The organism is Romboutsia sp. 1001285H_161024_C4 (assembly GCF_015550185.1).
Classification (GTDB): domain Bacteria; phylum Bacillota; class Clostridia; order Peptostreptococcales; family Peptostreptococcaceae; genus Romboutsia_C; species Romboutsia_C hominis.
Genome location: NZ_JADNAJ010000001.1, coordinates 19,386 through 35,691, shown reverse-complemented (window position 1 = coordinate 35,691; position 16,306 = coordinate 19,386). Strand labels below are relative to the sequence as shown.

Annotated in this window: 16 protein-coding genes and 2 tRNA genes; 5 read left to right on the top strand and 13 right to left on the bottom strand. The window is 26.7% G+C overall.

Annotation, left to right across the window (positions count from 1 at the left end):
- Window positions 1–51 precede the first annotated feature (51 nt).
- The 7 genes from I1959_RS00215 to polA form a co-directional block, all read right to left on the bottom strand.
- Complete coding sequence (locus tag I1959_RS00215) at window positions 52–654, bottom strand: hypothetical protein (RefSeq protein WP_195236813.1); 603 nt, start codon at window positions 652–654, stop codon at window positions 52–54.
- Between the two features lie 340 nt (window positions 655–994).
- Window positions 995–1,207 carry a heavy-metal-associated domain-containing protein gene (locus I1959_RS00210; RefSeq protein ID WP_092927286.1) on the bottom strand — a complete coding sequence of 71 codons (213 nt, stop codon included), beginning with the start codon at window positions 1,205–1,207 and terminating at the stop codon, window positions 995–997.
- Window positions 1,208–1,353: 146 nt separating this feature from the next.
- A tRNA-Leu gene (locus tag I1959_RS00205) sits at window positions 1,354–1,440 on the bottom strand.
- 63 nt (window positions 1,441–1,503) lie between these two features.
- The gene (locus I1959_RS00200; RefSeq protein ID WP_195236812.1) at window positions 1,504–3,084 is read right to left on the bottom strand and encodes an ABC transporter substrate-binding protein; all 1,581 of its coding nucleotides are present in this window, start codon (window positions 3,082–3,084) and stop codon (window positions 1,504–1,506) included.
- The gene (locus I1959_RS00195) at window positions 3,084–3,644 is read right to left on the bottom strand and encodes a lytic transglycosylase domain-containing protein (protein WP_195236811.1); all 561 of its coding nucleotides are present in this window, start codon (window positions 3,642–3,644) and stop codon (window positions 3,084–3,086) included. The genes I1959_RS00200 and I1959_RS00195 overlap by 1 nt, the downstream gene beginning before the upstream one ends.
- The gene (gene coaE / locus I1959_RS00190; RefSeq protein ID WP_195236810.1) at window positions 3,637–4,239 is read right to left on the bottom strand and encodes a dephospho-CoA kinase; all 603 of its coding nucleotides are present in this window, start codon (window positions 4,237–4,239) and stop codon (window positions 3,637–3,639) included. Before coaE ends, I1959_RS00195 begins: the two co-directional genes overlap by 8 nt.
- An 8-nt stretch (window positions 4,240–4,247) precedes the next feature.
- Window positions 4,248–6,896 carry a DNA polymerase I gene (gene polA / locus I1959_RS00185; protein ID WP_195236809.1) on the bottom strand — a complete coding sequence of 883 codons (2,649 nt, stop codon included), beginning with the start codon at window positions 6,894–6,896 and terminating at the stop codon, window positions 4,248–4,250.
- A 152-nt stretch (window positions 6,897–7,048) separates the two neighbouring features.
- Between polA and I1959_RS00180 the strand changes: the two genes are divergently transcribed.
- Window positions 7,049–7,134 (top strand) — tRNA-Leu (locus I1959_RS00180).
- Window positions 7,135–7,179: 45 nt separating this feature from the next.
- On the opposite strand, the gene I1959_RS00175 is transcribed toward I1959_RS00180, so the two are convergent.
- The 3 genes from I1959_RS00175 to I1959_RS00165 all read right to left on the bottom strand — a co-directional run bounded on the left by I1959_RS00175 (window position 7,180) and on the right by I1959_RS00165 (window position 9,066).
- Window positions 7,180–8,058, bottom strand: a complete 879-nt coding sequence (locus tag I1959_RS00175; protein ID WP_195236808.1) for a metallophosphoesterase — start codon at window positions 8,056–8,058, stop codon at window positions 7,180–7,182.
- Window positions 8,059–8,122: 64 nt separating this feature from the next.
- Window positions 8,123–8,305, bottom strand: coding sequence for a hypothetical protein (locus I1959_RS00170; RefSeq protein ID WP_092927298.1), 183 nt, complete (start codon window positions 8,303–8,305; stop codon window positions 8,123–8,125).
- A 53-nt stretch (window positions 8,306–8,358) separates the two neighbouring features.
- On the bottom strand, window positions 8,359–9,066 hold the full coding sequence (locus I1959_RS00165) for a hypothetical protein (protein ID WP_195236807.1): 708 nt from the start codon (window positions 9,064–9,066) through the stop codon (window positions 8,359–8,361).
- A 199-nt stretch (window positions 9,067–9,265) separates the two neighbouring features.
- Between I1959_RS00165 and I1959_RS00160 the strand changes: the two genes are divergently transcribed.
- Window positions 9,266–10,171, top strand: a complete 906-nt coding sequence (locus I1959_RS00160) for a selenium metabolism-associated LysR family transcriptional regulator (RefSeq protein ID WP_195236806.1) — start codon at window positions 9,266–9,268, stop codon at window positions 10,169–10,171.
- A gap of 51 nt (window positions 10,172–10,222) precedes the next feature.
- Here the strand turns inward: I1959_RS00160 and I1959_RS00155 are convergent, their stop codons facing one another.
- Genes I1959_RS00155 through pdxR form a run of 3 tightly spaced genes read right to left on the bottom strand, consistent with a single transcriptional unit; the run spans window position 10,223 to window position 13,355 of the window.
- Window positions 10,223–11,617 carry an aminopeptidase gene (locus tag I1959_RS00155; protein ID WP_092927304.1) on the bottom strand — a complete coding sequence of 465 codons (1,395 nt, stop codon included), beginning with the start codon at window positions 11,615–11,617 and terminating at the stop codon, window positions 10,223–10,225.
- Between the two features lie 39 nt (window positions 11,618–11,656).
- On the bottom strand, window positions 11,657–11,875 hold the full coding sequence (locus I1959_RS00150; RefSeq protein ID WP_092927306.1) for a DUF896 domain-containing protein: 219 nt from the start codon (window positions 11,873–11,875) through the stop codon (window positions 11,657–11,659).
- Window positions 11,876–11,933: 58 nt separating this feature from the next.
- On the bottom strand, window positions 11,934–13,355 hold the full coding sequence (gene pdxR / locus I1959_RS00145; protein ID WP_092927308.1) for a MocR-like pyridoxine biosynthesis transcription factor PdxR: 1,422 nt from the start codon (window positions 13,353–13,355) through the stop codon (window positions 11,934–11,936).
- 108 nt (window positions 13,356–13,463) lie between these two features.
- Here pdxR and I1959_RS00140 point away from each other — a divergent pair, with 108 nt between their 5' ends.
- Genes I1959_RS00140 through I1959_RS00130 form a run of 3 tightly spaced genes read left to right on the top strand, consistent with a single transcriptional unit; the run spans window position 13,464 to window position 16,291 of the window.
- Window positions 13,464–14,258, top strand: a complete 795-nt coding sequence (locus I1959_RS00140) for a histidinol-phosphatase HisJ family protein (protein WP_092927310.1) — start codon at window positions 13,464–13,466, stop codon at window positions 14,256–14,258.
- Window positions 14,259–14,308: 50 nt separating this feature from the next.
- The gene (locus I1959_RS00135) at window positions 14,309–15,646 is read left to right on the top strand and encodes a polysaccharide biosynthesis protein (protein ID WP_195236805.1); all 1,338 of its coding nucleotides are present in this window, start codon (window positions 14,309–14,311) and stop codon (window positions 15,644–15,646) included.
- A 9-nt stretch (window positions 15,647–15,655) separates the two neighbouring features.
- Window positions 15,656–16,291 carry a hypothetical protein gene (locus I1959_RS00130; RefSeq protein WP_195236804.1) on the top strand — a complete coding sequence of 212 codons (636 nt, stop codon included), beginning with the start codon at window positions 15,656–15,658 and terminating at the stop codon, window positions 16,289–16,291.
- Window positions 16,292–16,306: the final 15 nt, after the last annotated feature.

The window sequence follows — 16,306 nt, the reverse complement described above, 5'->3', positions numbered from 1 at the left end:
ATGCCTTTTTATAAAATTAAAGACGTCTCAAAGACGTCTTTAATTTTATATTTATTTTTTATTTAACTTTTCTTTCATAATATAATTTATAACCTTTCTTCTTATATCCTCCGCATTATCTTCATCATCAACACTTATTTCTAGCAATTTAGCTATAGACTTCATATCATTTCTAGCTTTTGATTTATAACTTTCAATTAAGTCTTCTTTTATTCTCTCAGGCTCTAAAATATATTCTCTATCTCCTCTTTGGTATGAAAAATATCTTTTGGAATACTCACTTCTATTTGAATAAATATGGCTAGCTATTCTTCTTAATATACTATTGTAAGAGTTTTTTGTTGTGGCATTTATACCTAAGTATCTAGCAAACTTAATTAATTCTTTTTTGGATTTAAACAAATCTTCTGATTTTATAGACTTTACAATTAAGGATATATTTTTCTCATTAGATCCATTTTTCAATATATTTAAATATACATTGTTACAAGACATATCACTCGATGCTTTTTTTATATTTTCATTTATTATTTTATCTATATTTCCTTCAAGGTATTTTTTTATACCTCTCTGAGATGCATTTCCTTCTAAATCTTTTTGAGTCATTTCAAGTACAATTTTTTTTAAATCATCTCTATATCCTCTTTCATCCACGACACTCCCCCCTTAATTATTTATATTATATTCAAAAGTTTTTTTAATTGTGAATTTTGCTATTGGATTTCTAATTATATGAATTATTTTTTATATTGCTTATGTATATATTATTGATATAAGGACATAATATTAATGTAAAATCAAACATACTCAATCTCCCCCATTTAGACTTCTATTATTTCCCCCAATAGAAGTCTTTTTTTATTTCAAAAATCTTATATAAAAAATTCACTTCGCCCATGTGGCAAATAACTTTGTCCATTGCTCAAAATATTATTTTTTACATTATATACAAAAAAATATGCACAACTGTAAGTTAACAGTTGTGCATATTTTTTTATTCAATTCCAACTAATTCATAACCTATATCTTCTATAACAGATTTTAATTCATCTTTACTTACTGAATCATCCATTTCTACTATAGCATATTTACCTTCTAGATTAACTTCTATTACATTTACACCTTGTATATCTTCACTTAATGCTGTTTTTAAATGATTAACACAATGTCCACAGCTCATTCCATCTATAAGTAATTTTTTTCTCATAGTAATTACCTCCTTTTATACCCTATAAGGGTATTTTATCATACTTTTTATAACTTGTGTCTATATTTTTCTCAAAAAAATTAATAATATTTAATTCCAATATAAATCCTTGTATAAAAAAAGTAGACATAATGTCTACTTTCTAATGGTGCGGAAAGCGGGACTTGAACCCGCACGAGCATAAGCTCGCTACCCCCTCAAGATAGTGCGTCTGCCTATTCCGCCATTTCCGCATATCCTTTATATTATAAAGGATATGACTTTTGCTTTTTTAAGTCAATTATTTTTTTATTAATTTACTTATTTTTTATAGTTAAATTTGTTATACCCTCATAAACGTCAAAATCATTTGGTTGTATTTTACCTTCTATTCTACTATTTGTAACCATATAATCATTTCTTATAACTAAACTTATCATAGGCACATTGTTATTTACATATTTTTGTATAGAATCATATATGTCTTTAACTTGGCTTTCGCTAGTTGCTCTTGTTAAAGAAGCCATATAGTCATTAAGTTTTTCATCTTTATAATCTAAACTTTTTATTATAGGAGTTGCATCAGGTATAAATGATAGTTCCCATCCAACTAGTGCTAAGTCATATTTTTTCCCAGAAATAGCTTTTTCAAGATCTTCACCTTCTAGTTCATCCACCTCAGATTTTATTCCTATAGCTTTTAGATTTTCTGAAATAATATGTGCAGACTTTACCCTATCTGTATTATTCTTATTTACAACTATTTTTAAGTTTATCTGTGAATTACTCTTTGTATTACTTTTGTTTTCTTTTTGATCTTTTGAGTTACTCTTATCACCATCAAACTTAACTTTACTTAAATATTCTTTAGCTTTTTCTTTATTATAATTAATAGATTTTATATCTTTGTTGTAATATTTTGAACTTGTATTAAGTGGGAAATTAACAATATTAGCATCCCCCATATAAGCCTCTTCTAATATTTTTTTCTTATCTATTGAATATGCTATAGCTTTTCTTAAGTTAGAGTCTAATAATATTGGATTATCGTAATTAAAGATTATATTCTCATAATCTCGTCCTTCATATTTAGTAATATTAAATTCAGTTTCATGAAATTTACTTAAATCATTTAAAGATACCTTGGCTATATCACTATCTAACGCCATAACCATAGCAACTTGTGCCTCTTGATCTGGAACTATACCTACTCTTATATCTTTGGCTGTACTTGGTATTTCTTTATAATAATCTTCATTTTTAGTTAAGAACATTCCGTCTCGTTCTTCATATTTTTCTATTTTGTAAGGTCCATTTCCTATTAAATTATTCTTATTATTAGTTATATCTTTTTTAGATAAAGAAGATAAATTATTTTTAGATAATATAGGGAATATAAGTGTCTCTATAGAAAATGAATAATTTTCATTTAAGTTTATATTGAATTCTTTATCATTTATTATATGCACTGATTTTATATTTTTCACTAATTCACTATAAGGATTTTCTTCACTTTTTTTTATAAAATCTACTGTAAACTTAACATCACTAGATGTAACTGGGCTTTTATCATGCCATTTTGCATCTTTTAGTTTTATATTTATTTCCTTACCACCATTTTCAATTGAGTACTCTTTTACTAGTTGCGGTACTACATTGTAATTTTCGTCTATTGTAAATAAGCTATCATATATTAGATTCATTACATACCCAACAGACTTGTCTTTGTTTAATATAGGATTTATAGTCTCGGGCTTTACCATAGTTAAATTTATATAATCTGAGTTTATATCACCCTTACCACTTTCTTTTTTATCTTCAGTTTCAATTTTAGAACTACATCCTACTACAATCATTGCTATAACTAGGATTATAGATAAAACCTTAGTTTTTTTCATTAGTTTTTTCCTTCCTTGCCATATATACTATTATAGTTTTTATAATTATTTTTGACTTTATCTAAATAGTTAGATGTTTCTGTAAATGGTATATTGTGAAGCATTTTACCATCCTTGCTATACTCATTATTTCCAAGCCATTTATTAACGTTACCTGAACCACCATTGTATGCTGCTACAACTAAATCCAAGTTTCCAAATTCTTTATATAGCTTACTTAAATACCAACATCCTATTTTTATGTTAGTTTCAGGATCAAATATATCTATATTATTTTCTAGATTAAGCTCATCTATAGCCCAATTTCTAGTTATATCACTTATTTGCATTAATCCTTTCGCTCCCTTATTAGATATGGCATCCTTTTTAAATTTGCTTTCAGCCTTCATAATACTATAGACTAAATTTTCTTCTATATTAAATTCTTTTGAGTATCTTTCTACATAATCTGAATACTTTTTAGGATATAAGATTTTATGTATTGTTTTAGTTTCTATTAAAAAACCAGTTAATATAATCAATGAGATAGATAATATTATAAGTATCTTTTTATTATTCACACCAATTCTCCTTTATATATTCAATGAGTTGGTTAGCTTTTATCTCTAATTCTTCAAATGAATAGGAATTATCTATTGTATAGTCTGCATATTTGATTTTTTCTTCTTGACTCATTTGAGACATTATGCGACTTAAAGCTTCATCTTTTGTACAATTATCCCTTTTTTGTATTCTTTCTATCTGTATATCTTGATTACATGTTACAACTAGTAATTTATCTACTACATCTAAATATCCACCTTCAATTAATAATGCTCCATCAATTAAAATAATATCGTTATGTTTTAACCTATATTCTTCAATTTTACTAATTATCTTCTCATAAATTTTAGGATGGGTTAAATTATTTAATTCTATAAGTTTTTCTTCATTGTTGAAAACTATATTACCAAGTGCCTTTCTATCTAAAGTCCCATCTTCTCTTTTTATATCCATTCCAAATTTATCGAATACTTCTTCAAGAAGCAAATTATCTTCAAATATATTCCTTGAAATTATATCTGCATCTATTACTTCTATGTTTTTACTCTTAAATATGTTAGATAGGCTACTTTTTCCACAGCCTATATTCCCTGTAAGTCCTAATATTAGCATATACTCACCTACTTTGTTTCATACCAAGAATTACCTATATTTAAATCTACATCTAAATGCACATCCATGTTAACTGCATTTTCCATTTCATCTTTAACTATTTTTTTAACTTCTTCTACTTCATCATCATAAGCTTCTACTATAAGTTCATCGTGTACTTGAAGTATTAATTTTGACTTTAATTGTCTTTCTTCTAACTTCTTGTAAACATTTACCATAGCTATTTTTATTATATCAGCTGCACTACCTTGTATAGGCGCGTTCATTGCAGCTCTTTTACCTGCATTTCTTAGCATAAAGTTACTTGATTTAAGTTCTGGAATATATCTTCTTCTATTTTGTATAGTAGTTATATATCCATTTTCTGTTGCATTTTCTACTACCTTATCCATAAAATCTTTTATTTTACTATATTTATTAAAGTAGTTTTCTATATATTCTTTAGCTTGCTTTACAGGTATATGTAAATCCTCTGATAGTCCAAAATCACTTTTTCCATAAACTATGCCAAAGTTTACAGCTTTTGCATCACTTCTTTGCTTACTTGTAACTTCATCCATATTAACATTAAACACTTGTGATGCTGTTTTTGTATGTATATCTTCATTGTTTTTAAATGCTTCTATCATAGTTTCATCTTGACTCATGTGAGCTAATACTCTTAATTCTACTTGAGAATAATCCGCATCAACTAAGCTACAACTTTCATCTGATATAAATACCTTTCTTATGTTTCTTCCCATTTCAAGTTTAACAGGTATATTTTGAAGATTTGGCTCTGTTGATGAAATTCTTCCTGTTGTAGTTATAGTTTGATTAAATGATGAATGTATCCTACCATCTAATGGATTTATTATAGCTAATAAGCCTTCAACATAAGTTGAATTTAACTTAACAATTTGTCTATACTCTGTTATTTTATCTATTATTGGACTTTTATCCCTTAGCTTCTCTAATACTTCTGCATTTGTTGAATACCCTGTTTTAGTTTTCTTGATTATAGGTAATTCTAGCTTTTCAAATAATATAACACCTAATTGTTTTGGTGAATTTATATTAAATTCTTCTCCAGCTATATCATATATTTCTTGTTCTAATTTTTTAATTATAGTTTTAAATTCTATACCTAATTCATGTAATTTTTCTTTATCAACCTTTATTCCTTGATATTCCATCTCACCTAAAACTTCTACTAAAGGCATTTCAACATGATAAAGTAATCCATCCATTTCACTTTCTTTTATGCTTTTTTCCATTATAGGATATACTTCATATACTGTATTTATAACTTTTCCTATATAATCACATAGCTCTTCTAATTCTAAATCCTCATATTTTTTTGCTTTTACACCCTTACCTAGCAACTCTTCTTTTGACTTAACTTTTTTAGTAAGATATTTCATAGCTATTGCACTACATTCATAAGATGTAGATGATGCTGAATCTATTAAATACTCTGCTATTGTTATATCAAAGTGCATGTTCTCTAATTTTATATTATAAGGTCTTAAAGCTATATAATCCTCTTTTAAATTATATCCAAATTTCTTTACTTCCTTACTTACAAGTACTTCTTCTAGCTTATTTATCTCTTCTTCATTTATATAATATATATTAGTTCCATCTACACTTATAAAAATATGTATAATATTTTTTTCTAATATGTTCCCTTGTCTACTTACAGTATCTATGTATAGCTTTCCTTCTTTTTTAATATCATTTATAAATGCGTCTATATTTTCTAATTTTTTTATATTTAAATTAGACTCAATTTCCTCTGTTTCATTTCCTACATCTATACTAGATAGTCTAGATAATAAACTTGTAAAACCTAAATTCCTAAATGATTCTATTACCTTATCTTTATCATAATCTCCATATTCTAAATCATCTAGATTTATCTCTATAGGCACATCTCTTATTATAGTAGCTAACCTCTTACTCATTATGGCAAGTTCTTTATTTTCTTCTATTTTCTTTTTCACACTACCTTTTAGGTTTTCTACATTTTCTATTATATTTTCTATGCTAGAATATTCTTTAATAAGTTTTATCCCTGTTTTTTCACCTATACCTGGTACGCCTGGTATATTATCCGATTTATCCCCCATAAGACCTTTTAAGTCTATAAATTGAGTTGGAGTCATTTCATATTTTTCCATTACAGAATCAAAATTATACTCTTCAACTTCTCCTACACCTTTTTTAGTTATTAAAGTTGTAGTCTTATCTGATGCTAACTGTATAGCATCTTTATCTCCTGTAACTATGTATACATTGTATCCATTTTCTTCACCTAGCCTTGATACTGTTCCTATTATATCATCAGCTTCATAACCATCTATTTCTAATCTATTTATATTAAATTTGTCCAATAAATCTTTTAATGGTTCAAATTGTTCTCTTAATTCGTCTGGCATTTTCTTTCTTCCAGCTTTATATTCATCAAACTCTAAATGTCTAAATGTAGGAGCCTTTCTATCAAATGCAACACTCATGTGAGTAGGCTTATATGTATCTATTATCTTAAATAACATTGTTGTAAATCCATATATAGCATTTGTTCTTAGCCCTTCCTTATTAGTCATTTCTGGTAATGCATAAAATGCTCTATTTATTATAGAGTTCCCATCTATTATAATTAATCTCTTATTCAAATTTATCACTCCTAGTTTTTGTCTATCTAGTATAATAGTTATTATATACCACTCTTATACTATTTATATTACCATAATATTAAAAGTATATTAACCATAAATATGTTGCAAACGTTTCATTAAGTTGCTACAATATTTATATACTAATACTTGCCGAATTGGTGGAATGGCAGACACGACAGACTCAAAATCTGTTGATAGTATTATCGTGTGGGTTCGAGTCCCACATTCGGCACCATTTAAGTTCTAACTATAACAGTTAGAACTTTTTTATTTATAAGTACTATTTTTTTGACTTTAAGTTTATTTGTACTATTTCAGGCTTACAATTTATTCTTATTACTACCTTAGAACCGCCTAATCCTTTACTTAAAATCATCTTAGATCCATTAAGATTGTATTCACCTAAATCGTATTTTGGGAAAAACTCTCTATTTGGTGAAAGCACCCCTCCTATTTTAGGTATCCTTACTATTCCTCCATGAACATGTCCTGAAAGTACCAAATCTGCTCCCCAATTAGAATAATTTTCAAAAAAGAATGGATTATGAGCAAGTAATATATTGTAGCTATTTTTATCTATTTTACCTAAACTTTCATCCATGAAATTTTTATCTAAAGCTTTATTTTTATTTCTATAGTTACTGAAAAAATATGGATAATATTCTAGCGGTACTACTACCCCATATAAATTTATATAACTACTTCCTTTATTAACTTTTATCTTATCATTATTTAGATCTATTATGTCTTTATCTTTAAGTAATCTAAAATATTCTTTATATTCTTTTTTATATTTCTTATTAAGAGATTTCTGCTCGTGATTTCCAACTACATGGACTACTTTATATTTACAAGATATATAATCAATTAAGTCTAAAGCCACTTTAAAATTATCTTTTTCTCCATCTACTAAATCTCCAGTAATTACTATTATATCTGGATTTATTTTGTCTATCTCTTCTATAAGTTTTATATTACTTTTTCCAAATGTTTTATTATGTAAATCACTAATTTGTAATATTTTATAATTATCAAATTCTTTAGGTATCTTTTCATCTTCTATATTATATTCTATTTTTTCTAATGTAGTTGCTTCTCTTTTTAAAAATTTATATGTAATACCAACTGCTATGCCTGTTATTAATATTTCACTTATCATTGATTTACCTTCCTTGTCTAAATTTAAAAGAGCGACTAATTACAAATTAATCGCTCCTTTAAGCTTAATCCTTTTTCTTTACTTTGCTATAAAGTTTTGATGTCTTAGTCCTATTGCTTCCACTATCTTTTGCTCCTATATGAAGACCATCTTTTATCCCTAGTTCTGATCCATGCTCTGAAAGCATGTTTCTCCTTTCAGATTTAGTCTTAGGTCTATCTTTTAATCTATTTTTATTGTTATTCATTATTACTTCCTCCTAAATACTTAGTATTTAGGATTAATTTAACCAAAAAAAACTTATTTATTATCTAAATATTGCTTTAATATATTAACAAGTTTTTCTTGATTAATGATTTTTATATCCTCTATCTTATTTTCTTTGCTAAAAATTACTAGTAATTTAATCTCTCCGCTACTTTCAACTTCATACAAATCTATATTTCTATTACCTGCCTTGCTATATGCTTCTAAACTTGGGGATTTATCACCAAAGTATTCATATACTAACCTTGTATCCTTTCCTATGAAATTGTTAATATCTATTTTTTCTACACTGCTTAATGATATAGGTAATGCATCATTATATCTATCTACAATTATATCAGCACCATCATTAATATATTTTTCATTTAAATCTTCCTTAGATATCTCATAGGTTTGTACTTCTACAACATGATCATCTCTTAAATTTATATATAAAGCACTCTTATCTAACTTATTGCCTTCAGTATATTTTGGATATATAAGCCTTTTATCTCTTATTTCCCTTGGATTATCCGAGTCTATATAATAAGTTGTACAATATGGTTTCCCCATATTTTCTATAACATATTCATAGTCTTTATTCATTATCTCATTAACATTATTTTGAACCTTCGTCATCATCCTATGTTTCATTTCTTCATTAGGTAGGCTTTCATTTGTATTAATATTCTCGCTCTTACTACATCCCGTTACAAATGCACTAATGATAATGATGCTATATAATAATTTCCGTAGCTTCATAAATTAGTCCTCCTTTTGTTTATTAACACTTATTTTTTCCGATTTTATTTTACACATAATTATTCTAGTCTATCATTTATATGATTATATACTATTTATATAATAATAATAATACTTTTATGTATTTTGTAATGATTTTGTAACAGGTCATTTTTATACTATGCTATAATACTTATAAACAATATAAGGAGGTTTTGTCTTGGATTTTAAGCAATTGGAAGTGTTTGTTGCAGTTTGTAAGTATGAAAGTTTTTCTAAAGCTGCGAAGGAATTATTTTTAACTCAACCAACAGTTAGCTCTCATATTAATAACCTCGAAAAAGAACTCGGTACTGTTCTTATAAATAGAAATAATAAGAATTTAACTTTAACAAAATCAGGAGAAATACTTTACAATCATGCCATATTAATATTAAATAATTGTAAAAAAGCAGTTTATGATATAAAAGAGTATTCCGAAAAAATAGAGGGTATTATAGATATAGCTTGCAGTTCTATCCCTGAATCTTATATTATTCCTAATTTTTTAAATAATTTTTCTAACCAATTTAAAGATGTTAAGTTTAATATTAGTCACTATGACTCTAAGTCTGCAATTTCAGAAATCTTAAATGAAAGAATAAGTTTCGGACTTGTTGGTTCAAAGTCTAACAACCCACAAATTGAGTACATAGATTTAATGGATGATGAGTTAGTCCTTATAACTCCTTTAGACGTTGTCCTTCCTAATTCTAATGGATTTATAGATATTGATTTATTATATTCTCTTAAGTTTATTATGAGAAAAGAAGGTTCTGGAACTAAAGATTTAATTATAAATAAGCTAAAATCTAATAATTTTGATACGGACAAACTAGATGTAATAGCCCATCTTGAATCTAATGAATCTATAAAAAAACTTGTACAATCTGGTCTTGGAGTTTCTTTTGTATCATATATATCTTGCATTGATGAATTAGAATCTAAAAAACTGAACATCTATAGAGTAAAAAATATAGAATTTAAAAGAAAGTTTTATTTTATTTATTCTAGAAAAAAAGTTTTTTCACCTTTAGAAAATAAATTTTTAACAGGACTATATAAATATTTCAATATAAAAAGATAGACCAAAATAAAAGGTCTATCTTTTTTAATAGTCAATTACTTCTAATATTACTTAAAGGTTTATGTTAAAGAATGCTTTATATCCTTTATACATCTCATATATATCAACTTTAGAAACTATTTCATATGGAGCATGCATATTTAACACACCTACTCCACAATCTATAACCTCAGCACCATAGTTTGCTAATATATAGGCAATAGTTCCACCACCACCTTGGTCTACTTTTCCAAGTTCAGCAGTTTGCCATACAACTTCGCCTTGGTTGAATATTCTTCTTACTTCTGCCATAAACTCTGCATTAGCATCATTGCATCCGCTTTTTCCTCTTACACCTGTATATTTGCTTAAAACTATACCATGTCCCATGTATGCAGAATTTCTCTTATCATACACCTCTGGGAAATTAGGATCATATCCTGCAGATACATCAGCCGATAATACCTTAGTATTTGCCATAGCTCTTCTTACTCTTAAGTTACAATAGTTTCCTTCTAAAGCTATAAGCTCTGCTACTGTATTTTCAAAGAATTTAGAGTGCATACCAGTATTTCCTTGAGACCCTACTTCTTCCTTATCTACACATAATGCTACTGCACAGTATTCAGGTTCAGTAGTTTCTATTAAGGCTTTGACAGCACCGTATGAACAAACTCTATCATCATGCCCATAAGCTAATACCATAGATTTATCAAATCCTAAGTGACGAGCACGACCAGAAGGTACTATTTCTATTTCAGCACTTAAGAAGTCTTCTTCTACCATATTGTATTTTTCATTTAATATCTTTAATACATTTTGTGCTACAGTTTCTTTTTCTTCGCCTTCAAGCGGCATATGACCAACTAGTAGGTTAAGTCCTTCTCCAGTTATACCTTCAGAAAGTTTCTTTTGCATTTGATCTCCTGAAAGATGTACTAGTAAGTCAGTTATACAAAATACTGGATCTTCTTCATCTTCACCTATACATATATCAATTTTTTTACCATCATTTAGGATAACTACTCCATATATTGAAAGTGGTATTGCTGTCCATTGATATTTTTTTATTCCTCCATAGTAATGAGTTTTAAAAAGTCCTAGATTAGCTTCTTGATATAGAGGGTTTGGTTTTAAGTCAATCCTTGGAGCATCTATATGACCACCTACTACTTTCATACCTTCTTCTAAAGATTTTTTACCCATAACAAACATAGCTACTGATTTATCTTTATTGACTGCATATATTTTGTCTCCTGGATTTACCTTTCCTTTTTGTATAGCTTCCTCTAGTGATATGTATCCATTTTCTTTTGCCATATTTACTATTTCTCTAGCAGAGGTTCTTTCTGTTTTTCCTTTGTCTAAAAATTGCATGTAATCTTTAGAATAAGACATTACATCTTCTATATTATTTTTACTTCTTTCAATATCCCATGCATTTTTAGCTTCATACTTTAAATTCATATTGCCCCTCCTTAAGTAATTATTAAATTTATATTATATTTAGTTTTGACTATTTTGGTTATTTTTCATATGCTCGTCGTATTCTTCTTTTGATACTACCTTTATATTATCTAATCTAGATCTAAAGTGCGCTCTAAAATGTTCTAGATATTCTTTTCTTAATCCTTCTCTTTCTATAGTTTCTTCTTTTGTTAATCCTTCTGCTTTATTCTTTTTAGCTAATTCATTTATTCTGTCTAGTTTCTTTTGATCAAACATTATTTCATTCTACTTAAAATAAATTTATTTTAAGTATTCTCCTTTCTATTTTCTTGTCTTAATAAAAAAATTTATTATTTTTTATTGTTATATTATCTTTATATTTATAAAGAAATTCGTCTAAGTTATCACTTATTATAGATATTCCCTTTTCTATATCTTGTATACTTGCCCTAGCTATATTTATCCTAAAAAACCTATCATCTACTATATTATCAAAAAAGTAAGTTCCTGGAAGAACAGATACTCCTTTATCTAATAAAAATTCTGTTAAGTCATGTGATAAATAGCCTCTTGGTAGTTCTATAAAAAAGTTAATACCTCCACTTCCATTTCTTATCTTTAGTCTATCGCTTAATTTATTATATATCAACTCTTTTGCCAAATTATATTTTTGTGTATATTGACTTTCCACACCTTTAAGATATTCATCCCAATTAAAGTTTTCCATATAATAATACATTGATTTTTGAATCAAACCTGGCGTTGATATATCAGATGAGTACTTAGCCCAAAGTACCTTTTTTAGTAATTCACTTGGAATTTCAACTATACCTATTCTAAGTCCAGGCATAAATATTTTAGAAAAACTTTTTATGTATATAACCCTATTTTTATCATCATAACTCTTTAATGGTTTATTATCAAGAGAATTAAATTTAAAATCACTTATAAAATCATCTTCTACTATATAAAAATCATATTTTTCAGCTAGTTCTATTAGTTTTTTCTTTTTATATGTAGAATATGATATGCCTGTTGGATTTTGAAAATTTGGCATAGTATATATTATTTTAGGCTTTATCTTTTCAAGTTTAAGTTTTAATACTCCTATATCGATTCCATCATCTAACATTGGTATTGATATTATCTTTGCTCCTCTACTCTTAAATACTTCTATAGCTCCATTATAAGTTGGCTCTTCAACATATACTACATCTGAGTAATTTATAAGACCTTTGCAAACAATGTCTATACCTTGCTGAGCTCCTGATATTATTTGTAGATTATCCTTAGTTGTATTTATATCTTTATTATGTAGATATTGTGCTATTTTTTCTCTTAATGGTTCATATCCTAAACCTTCATCATATTCGAATATAGTACTTCCTTCATTAGTCAAGGCCATATTTATAGCCTCTTTAAAATCATCTATTGGAAATATTTCTGTAGAAGGATTTCCTGTATCAAAACTTATTATACCTTCTTTTCTTTGTATAGTACTTGAACTTTCTTGATTTATAGATGTAGCAAAAGTTCCACTTCCCATACTTTTATTGACATATCCTTCTTTTTCTAATAATTCATATGCCTTTACTATTGTCGTATTATTAACCCCTATTAACTTTGCTAACGTTCTTATTGGCGGTAGCTTTTCATATTCCTTTATTTTATTTTCACATATAAGTCTCTTTACATGATTATATATTTGTAAATATTTAGGACTATCTTTGATTAAATCTAAGTTATATTTTTCCATACTATCCCCACTTGCTTCTTTGATATTATCACTTGATGGTTATTACTATATTTGATAAGATTTATTATGTATATAATACCAAAATTTTATCAAAAAGGGGAAGTTTTTATGTTTTATGATTACCATATGCACTCAAGTTTCTCAAATGATAGTAAGACCGATATGGAAGATATGATTAAAAAATCAATAGACTTGGGTCTTAAAGAAATATGCTTTACAGATCATGTTGATTATGACCTTGCAAATGATTTTGATTGGGGTATTGATTATGATAAATACTTTGAAAAATTAGATTTCTTTAAATCTAAATATGCTAATCAAATATCTATAAAAAAAGGTATAGAACTTGGTCTTCAAAAGCAAATAATAACTAAGTGCAGTAATGATGCTAATAAATATCCTTTTGACTTTATAATATGTTCTTTACATGCTATAGATAGAATTGACTTATATTTTGGCGAGTTTTTTAAAGATAAAACTCAACATCAAGCTTATGAAGCTTATTTTAAAGAACTATATAATATTGTTAAAAACTACAAAGACTATTCTGTATTAGGACACCTAGATCTAGTTAAAAGATATGGAGATTATAAAAATATTTTAGATGATAGCTTATTTTCAGATATAATAGAAGCTATATTAAAACAAGTTATACAAGATGGAAAAGGAATTGAGATAAATACATCTTGTTATAGATATAATCTTCCTGACTTAACACCTTCAAGAAGTATAATAAATATGTATAAAGACTTAGGTGGTGAAATAATAACTACAGGATCTGATTCTCACCATCCATCTCAAATAGCATATCAATTTGATTATATTTACTCTTATCTAAAAGAAGTAGGATTTAATCATGTATGTAAATTTACCAATATGAAACCTGAATTTGTAAATATATAATTATTTTTTCACCTCCTTATGAATATATTTAAACATAAGGGGGTGATTTATTGAGAATACCCAATCTTATTTTTTCTACAGCCGTGTTGTTTATTTCCAACTTAATAGTTAGGGTAATTGGTTTTTTATATAAAATATTTTTATCAAGGTCAATTGGTGAAATTGGTCTTGGAATATACCATATATTATTTAATTTCTTAATGATTTGCTTAGCTTTAACTACTACAGGTATACCTACTACTTTGAGTTGTTTAGTTGCTAATAAAAAGGCTCTTAATGATAAACACAATAGCAATGTATTGTTTATATCTACACTTTATGTAGCATTTTTTATATCACTTGTGATTTCTCTTATAATAGCTTTTAATGCCCGTTTTTTGTCATTAAAACTATTAAAAGATGCTAATTTAAGTTTATTAATTTTATCTATCTGTCCAGCAATAGTCCTTATAACAGTATCAAATATATTAAGAGGATACTACTATGGTTTGAAGGAAGTCGTAGTTCCTGCTATAGGGCAAGTTCTAGAGCAATTAAGTAGAATATTTTTCGTAGCTTTAACTATTTTATTTATAAATAATAAATCTTTTAATTGTTATATTGCACTTTTAGGTATTTCTATTGGAGAGGCCATAAATATATTATATATATCAATTTGCTTATATAAAAACTCAAATTTATATAATACCTATACTATAAAAATAAATGATTTTTACAATGCTTCTATAGAAACTATTAAAATGTCTATTCCTATAACTTGCAATCGTATGTCAAATATATTACTTCATTCTTTAAGCTCTATAATTGTTCCTTCTAGGCTAGTCTTATCAGGCATTAGCTATAGTCAAGCATTAAGCATGTATGGTGTTATAAATGGGATGGTTATGCCTTTTATATACTTACCATTTACCTTAGGTTCTGCATTAATTGTAAACTTGATACCTAGCATATCTCAAGAGATGTCGCTTGGTAGATACAAAAGTGTAAAAGAAAAAATTAATTTTGCTATGCTTTTAACACTAGGTGTAGGAATATTTTCATCAGTATTTTTTTATATATTTGGTGAAAAATTATGCCTTTTAGTATATGATAATGAACTCGCAGGTACTTACTTAAAATCAATGTGGTTAATACCTCTATTTATGTCTTTAAATCAGACATTATCAGGCATACTTCATTCTATAAGGAAAGAGGTAATTTCAAGTTTAATTACTATTTTTAGTATGTGTATTCAGCTATTTGGAGTATATTTACTTACTCCTCTACCTAATCTAAATATTTATGCATATATCTATACAACAACTTTAATGTCATTTTTCACATGTATATTACATATTTTTGTTGTTATCAAAACTTTAAAAAACTTTTCTAAAAATATTAAATCTTAGGAGGTTATTATGAAAAATATTAATCCATTTTATATATATACAGATAAAAATGTTTTATATATTAAAAATATAAATGGGCAAACAGAAAGATTATCTCACAATATACATTCTTATTGCGCAACTATAGATAATTCTAGTAATATACATATCTGTGCACTTGACACTAGGGGTAGACTAAATCATTTTCTCAAGCACAATGGCTCTTGGAAAAAAAAATCTATTTTGAAAGCCCTTAATACTACAAAAAATATTAAGGATATGAGATTGTATTCTATTGATGATTCCTTAAATGTTTTTATCGTCGAAAAATACCCTCTATCAGATAATTTGCATAAGCTATCTCACTTTAACTTTGATGTACCTAATTATCGATTATCTAAATATATAATTGATAATGTTCTAAAAGATAATGGATACTTTTATAAACTTGATATAGATGATTTTTCAAATATAGTACTAGAATATAAACCTTCTTCATCTTCTGATCGAACTACATCTAAACTTTTTTTTAATAGTAGTTCTAAACAATGGTCTAAATCTAATATTGAAAATACCATTCATTCAAGTAGATGTTCAAATGAAGGTAAAACAACTATAAAAGATGATATTTTTGAATATTGTTATGGGATAACATATAAAATATGAAAAAGAGCTATCTAA

Excerpts from the sequence above, each read along its gene's own strand:
- I1959_RS00200 (WP_195236812.1), bottom strand. The coding sequence starts at position 3,084 with ATGAAAAAAACTAAGGTTTTATCTATAATCCTAGTTATAGCAATGATT.
- I1959_RS00140 (WP_092927310.1), top strand. The coding sequence starts at position 13,464 with ATGTTTTATGATTACCATATGCACTCAAGTTTCTCAAATGATAGTAAG.
- I1959_RS00150 (WP_092927306.1), bottom strand. The coding sequence starts at position 11,875 with ATGTTTGATCAAAAGAAACTAGACAGAATAAATGAATTAGCTAAAAAG.
- I1959_RS00175 (WP_195236808.1), bottom strand. The coding sequence starts at position 8,058 with ATGATAAGTGAAATATTAATAACAGGCATAGCAGTTGGTATTACATAT.
- I1959_RS00155 (WP_092927304.1), bottom strand. The coding sequence starts at position 11,617 with ATGAATTTAAAGTATGAAGCTAAAAATGCATGGGATATTGAAAGAAGT.
- pdxR (WP_092927308.1), bottom strand. The coding sequence starts at position 13,355 with ATGGAAAAATATAACTTAGATTTAATCAAAGATAGTCCTAAATATTTA.
- I1959_RS00170 (WP_092927298.1), bottom strand. The coding sequence starts at position 8,305 with ATGAATAACAATAAAAATAGATTAAAAGATAGACCTAAGACTAAATCT.
- I1959_RS00130 (WP_195236804.1), top strand. The coding sequence starts at position 15,656 with ATGAAAAATATTAATCCATTTTATATATATACAGATAAAAATGTTTTA.
- I1959_RS00165 (WP_195236807.1), bottom strand. The coding sequence starts at position 9,066 with ATGAAGCTACGGAAATTATTATATAGCATCATTATCATTAGTGCATTT.
- coaE (WP_195236810.1), bottom strand. The coding sequence starts at position 4,239 with ATGCTAATATTAGGACTTACAGGGAATATAGGCTGTGGAAAAAGTAGC.
- I1959_RS00210 (WP_092927286.1), bottom strand. The coding sequence starts at position 1,207 with ATGAGAAAAAAATTACTTATAGATGGAATGAGCTGTGGACATTGTGTT.